At 68.6% G+C, this 5,787-nt stretch carries 3 protein-coding genes; 1 reads left to right on the forward strand and 2 read right to left on the reverse strand.

What is annotated here, in order from left to right:
- Positions 1–557: HNH endonuclease signature motif containing protein (locus A7G45_RS14480; RefSeq protein ID WP_260937872.1), on the forward strand; the 557-nt coding region annotated here is incomplete at its 5' end.
- A gap of 89 nt (positions 558–646) precedes the next feature.
- Here A7G45_RS14480 and A7G45_RS14485 read toward each other — a convergent pair.
- Together A7G45_RS14485 and A7G45_RS14490 are read right to left on the reverse strand one after the other, a co-directional pair.
- Positions 647–1,195, reverse strand: coding sequence for a hypothetical protein (locus A7G45_RS14485; RefSeq protein ID WP_260937874.1), 549 nt, complete (start codon positions 1,193–1,195; stop codon positions 647–649).
- A 33-nt stretch (positions 1,196–1,228) separates the two neighbouring features.
- Positions 1,229–5,722, reverse strand: a complete 4,494-nt coding sequence (locus A7G45_RS14490) for an ATP-dependent helicase (RefSeq protein WP_260937876.1) — start codon at positions 5,720–5,722, stop codon at positions 1,229–1,231.
- Positions 5,723–5,787 lie beyond the last annotated feature (65 nt).

Raw genomic sequence — 5,787 nt, forward strand, 5'->3', positions numbered from 1 at the left:
CGCATGGGCAGCACACCACGGTTGTCGTGCATCTGGACATCGACCAGGACAGCGCGGCACTGCATGTGGGTTCGGTGCTGACCGATGAGGAACGTCGGCTGTTGTTGTGTGATGCGACGTGTGAGGTGTGGCTGCAGCGGCACGGTCAGCCGATCGGCGCGGGCCGCAGCACCCGCACCATCAGCCGCCGGCTGCGCCGGGCGCTGGAGCATCGCGACCGGTGCTGTGTGGTTCCGGGCTGCGGGGCCACCCGGGGTTTGCATGCTCACCACGTCATTCATTGGGAGGATGGTGGCGTCACCGAACTGCACAATTTGGTGTTGGTGTGTCCCTATCACCACCGGTTGCATCACCGGGGTGGCATCACCATCACCGGACCCGCCGACCGACTTGTCGTCAGCGACTCAGCCGGGCAACCCTTGAGCAACCGATCGCTGGCCCGGCCACCCACGAGCCCTCCGCCCGATGTGCCGCCGTGCCCCGGACCGACCGGGGAACGGGCCCAATGGTGGTGGTACCAACCATTCGAACCACCACCAACACCGTCGTCGAACTAGACGGACCACCGCGGTTCCGCCGAGGTGCGGAAAAGCACTGGCCGTCAAGAGAATTCACCACCGCTGGTACGGCATCCGGTGGCTTCAGGTCAGGGCAGCAGCGGCAGCCGCCACAGCGGCGCGCCAGGTTCGAGGAACCACAGCCGCGTCGCGGTCAGGCGCAGAATCCGGAGCGCTCCGGTCATCATGAGTACCGCCAGTGGGAGTTCGATCAACACCGCGGTCACCAATGGCACCGCCGAATCGTGGCCGAAATCCGATGTCATGACGTCGAACCAGGCGTCGCACACCAACAGCACCCCGGTGGTGAACGCGGTGAGCAGCACCAGTTGACGACGCAACCAGCCCAGCACGGCGGTCGTGGCCATGAAGGCGACGAGCAGACCGTCGAACCCGATCCAGGTGGCCGGCCAGTTGTGCGCCGTGTAGCTGTCCGGAAGCGTGAATCCGAGGTAGATGACCCACGGGATCAGCACGATGCAGCTGCCGGTCATCAAGGTCAGACGGATGCGCCGCATCCTTCTGGCCATGGCAGGCGGAAACACGTCATCCAGCGGACGCTGTAATCGCATGATCAGGTCGTGCCGCTGAGCCGGTGTCATCGCGGCGATGGCGGCGTCTGACAACCCGTTATCCATGGCTTCGATACTGCCGAACGTGAAGCCGGAGGCCTAGCGCAGCCGCAGCCCACGCGGAGTGCGGGAGAAACCGGCGCCCGCGAGCGCCGCGTGCACCTGCGCCTGCTCGGCGTCGGGGGTGGGGGCCAATACCGGCTCCCCGTTGACCTTTTCGATCAGCAGCGACTGCAAGCGCCCCGCACTCACCAGGTCCGCCAGCGCGCCGGCCGCCGTACGTTGTTGATCCGGGGTCGCATCGAACGACAACAACGACTTTCCGCCGCGTTCCAGGAACCACACCAACTCGCCGTCGACCAACGCCACCAGCGCGCCCGCCTTGCGGCCTGGCCGGTGGCCGGCCACCTCGGGCCACGGGAGCGCGACGCCGTAGGGGTTCGCGGGATCGGTGGCGGCCAGCACGATGGCGGTGTAGTCAGGGTTGCTCTGGTCGACGCTGTCGAGATAGTTACGCAACCGGTCGACGGTCGAGGCCACCGCGAACTGCGCGCCGCCAAGCGATTCGATGAAATATCCGCGCTGGCAGCGCCCGGCCTCCTCGAAAGCCGTCAGGACTTTGTACAGCGTGGCGAATCCGCCGGGCAGGCCGTCGGCAGCGCCGCGGGTGACGACGCCGTAGCGGTTCAGCAGCAGCTCGGCCTGAAAGTGCGCCCGCATGGTGGATTCCGGCTCGGCGGGCGGCAGTGCCGACCATCGGCCGGCGACCGTCGGGTCGACGGTGCGGGCCTGCGGCCGGGCGACGCTGTAGCGACTGAGCCGTGGCGGGCGCTGCTGCCGCTGGCGGTGCGCGCCGCCGGGTTTGCGCCCCGCGTTGCCCAGGAGCGCACGTATTGGCGCGAAGGTGTCGCCGGTGATCCAGCCGGCCCAGATCAGTTCCCACAGCGCCTGTTTCGCCTCGGCGTTGTCCTCCGACGCCAGCTGGCGGAAGAAGTAGGCGCCACCGGGCCCATCAGCTGAGCCGAGGGTTTCCATGATCGCGCGATGGGTGTCGGTGAATTCGATCTCCGTACCGGGTGCCAGGGACAGTGGCGCGGTGTCGGCCCGATGGAAGACGACCCACCCGTCACTGCCGGCGATCTGTCCCGCCCCCGACCAGGTGACCTCACCGGAAGCCAGCAGCTCGTCGAGCATCGCCGGTTGGTAGTCCGACACGCGCTGACCGAACACGAGCGGCTCGACCGCGGATGCCGGAATCGGCACGCCGGCAAGCTGTTCGATGACAGACGCCAGGCCGTCGATGCCGCGGGCGTCGCCGAACTGCTGCCAGGCGGGCAGGAACCGCGCGTATGCGGCCGTGCTGACCGGTTCGATCTGGGCCCGCAGCGCGGCCAGCGAACGGCGCCGCAGAATCTTCAGCACCGTGGCGTCACACCACTGTTGATCGACGCTGTCCGGGATGTCGGTGAACTCACCACGAATGATCTTGCCGTCCAACACCATGCGGCTCAGGGCATCGGCCGTCACCCGGTGGCCCAGGCCGAACCTGGCGGCCGCCTGGGTCGTGGTGAACGGCCCGTTGGTCCGGGCGTAGCGGCCGAGCAGTTCGCCGAGCGGGTCGGACACGGCAGCGGTGAAACTGGCCGGCACCCCGACCGGCACCGCGACCCCGAGGCCGTCGCGCAGCAGCCCCATGTCTTCGACGGCGGCCCACCAGCTCTGCCCGGCGAAGGTCACCGCGACGGCGCGTTTGGCGGCTTGCAGGGTGGCGCACCAGGCCTCGACATCGCTTGCGGTGCAACGCTGCCGAAGTTCCTCGGTGCTCAGTGGTCCGAGCAGCCGCAGGAGGTCGGCGATTCCCTCGGCGTCACGGGCCGCCCGATCCTCGGCCAAGTGCTGCAGCTGCCGGATGGTGGCCGTCACCACGTCGGGTTCGAGCAGCTCGCGCAGTTCCACCCGGCCCAGCAGCTCGGCGAGCAGGGTGGCGTCCAACGACAGTGCGGCAGCGCGACGTTCGGCGAGCGGGCTGTCGCCTTCGTACATGAACGCCCCGACGTAGCCGAACAACAACGACGCGGCGAACGGTGACGGGGTGGCGGTCTGCACGTCGAGTATTCGGATCCGGCGTTGCGCGACGCGGCGCATCAACTCGGTGAGCATCGGGACGTCGTAGACGTCCTGCAGGCATTCCCGCACGGTCTCCAGCACGATCGGGAAATCCGGGTACTTGCGCGCGATGTCCAGCAGCTGGGCGGCACGCTGCCGCTGATGCCACAGCGGCGACCGCTTGCCGGGGTGACGCCGCGGCAGCAGCAGCGCCCGTGCCGCACACTCGCGGAAGCGGGAGGCAAACAGCGCCGACCCGCCGACCTCGGCCGTGACGATGGACTCGATCTCGTCGGCGTCGAACACGAAAATGTCTGCGCCAGGCGGGGTTTCCCCGGTGTCGGGCAGCCGCAGCACTTGGCCGTCGTCGGATGCGGTGGGCTTCTCGTCGATGCCGTACCGCTCCATGATCCGGCGGCCGACAGCCAGCGCCAGCGGCCCGTGTACCCGCAGCCCGTAGGGGGAATGCAGGACGATCCGCCAATCGCCGAGCTCGTCGCGGAACCGTTCCACCACGAAGGTGGTGTCGGTGGGTACCGTGCCGGTGGCCTGTCGCTGCTCGTCCAGCAGCTGCCACAGATTGTCGGTGGCGTAGCCGTTGAAACCCATTGTGCTGCAGTACTCGTCGAACTCGGTGCGGGGGAGACCGGAGAGTTTCCCGGTGAAGGCACCGATAGCGGCACCCAGCTCGGCGGGACGGCCGACGGCGTCGCCGCGCCAGAACGGCAACCGCGCGGGTTGGCCAGGTGCGGGCAGGACCAGTACCCGATCATGGGTGATCTCGGTGATCCGCCAGCTGGTGGCGCCCAGGGAGATGACGTCGCCGGGGCGCGACTCGTAGACCATCTCTTCATCGAGTTCGCCTACCCGCGAGGGCTTTTCGTCACCGGTTGCCAGATAGACGGTGAACATGCCGCGGTCCGGGATCGCGCCGCCGGAGGTGACGGCCAGTCGCTGCGCGCCGGGACGGGCGGTCAGGGTGCCGGTGTCGCGGTCGTAGACCAGCCGCGGCCGCAGCTCCGCGAACTCGGTGGACGGGTACTTGCCGGCCAGCAGATCCAGTGTCGCTTCGAAGGCGCTGCGCGGCAACGCGGCGAACGGCGCGCTGCGGCGGACGGCGTCGAACCACCGGTCGGCGTCGAGCGGCTCGAGGGCGGCTGCCGCGACGGTGTGCTGGGCCAGCACGTCGAGGGGATTGGTGGGTACCTGGAGGGTTTCGATCTCGCCGGCGCGCATCCGCTGCACGGTGACCGCGCAGTTGATCAGGTCGATCCGGTGCTTGGGCAGCAGTACGCCCTCGGAGATCTCGCCGACCTGGTGACCGGCGCGGCCGATGCGCTGCAGGCCGCTGGCCACCGACGGTGGCGCTTCGACCTGGATGACCAGATCGACCGCACCCATGTCGATGCCGAGTTCGAGGCTCGAGGTGGCCACCACGGCTTTGAGTCGGCCGCTCTTGAGGTCATCTTCGACCTGGGCGCGGGCCTCCTTGCTGACCGATCCGTGGTGAGCCTTGGCCAGCAGACTCGGTGCGCCGAAGGTCTGGCCGCTGGCCATGATGGTGGCGGGCGCGCCGCCACCGATCTGCGGGTTGCGTTCGTTGGGCAGCTCGATGCCGGAGCGGGCGGCGTGAATCTCGTTGAGCCGCGCGGTGAGCCGTTCGGCCAGCCGCCGGGAATTGGTGAACACCAGGGATGAATTGTGCGACTCGATGAGGTCGACGATGCGTTCCTCGACATCGGGCCAGATGGTGCCGCCGTCGAGGTTGGCCATGTCGGGCACCGGAACCTCGACGGTCAGGTCGAAGGTCTTGGCGGCCGGTGGTTTGACGATGGTGGTGGGGGCTGCGCCCGACAGGAAACGGGCCACCTCCTCGGGTGGTTTGACGGTGGCGGACAGGCCGATCCGCTGCGCCGGCGCCGCGGTCAGCTGGTCCAGCCGCTCCAGCGAAAGCGCCAGGTGTGCACCACGTTTGGTGGCAGCGACCGCGTGCACCTCGTCGACGATGACGGTCCGCACCGTCGCCAGCGTCTCGCGGGCCGCTGACGTCAACATGAGGAACAGCGACTCGGGTGTGGTGATCAGGATGTCCGGCGGTTTGGCGATCAGCTGGCGGCGCTGTGCCGGGGAGGTGTCGCCCGACCGCACACCCACGGTGATCTTGGGCGCGGGCTTGCCCAGGCGCTCGGCCACCCGTGTGATGCCGGTGAGTGGCGTGGACAGGTTGCGTTCGACGTCGACCGCGAGGGCCTTCAACGGCGAGACGTACAGCACGCGGGTGCCCTTGCCGTCGGGCTCCTGCGCCAGCTGATCGATCGCCCAGAGGAACGCCGCCAGCGTCTTGCCGGACCCGGTGGGGGCGATGACCAGCGTGTTGTGCCCGTCGGCGATGGCTTGCCAGGCCTGCGCCTGAGCCGGGGTGGGCGTGCTGAAGGCAGCCGAGAACCACTCCCGGGTCAGGTCACTGAACCTGTCGAGCGGATTCACGTGTCCATCCTGCCCGGCGGCACCGACAAGCCCGAGCGATTTGTGCACGAAGATCCGCGGTCAGC

The organism is Mycolicibacterium llatzerense, from assembly GCF_025331195.1.
In the GTDB taxonomy this organism is placed as follows: Bacteria; Actinomycetota; Actinomycetes; order Mycobacteriales; family Mycobacteriaceae; genus Mycobacterium; species Mycobacterium llatzerense.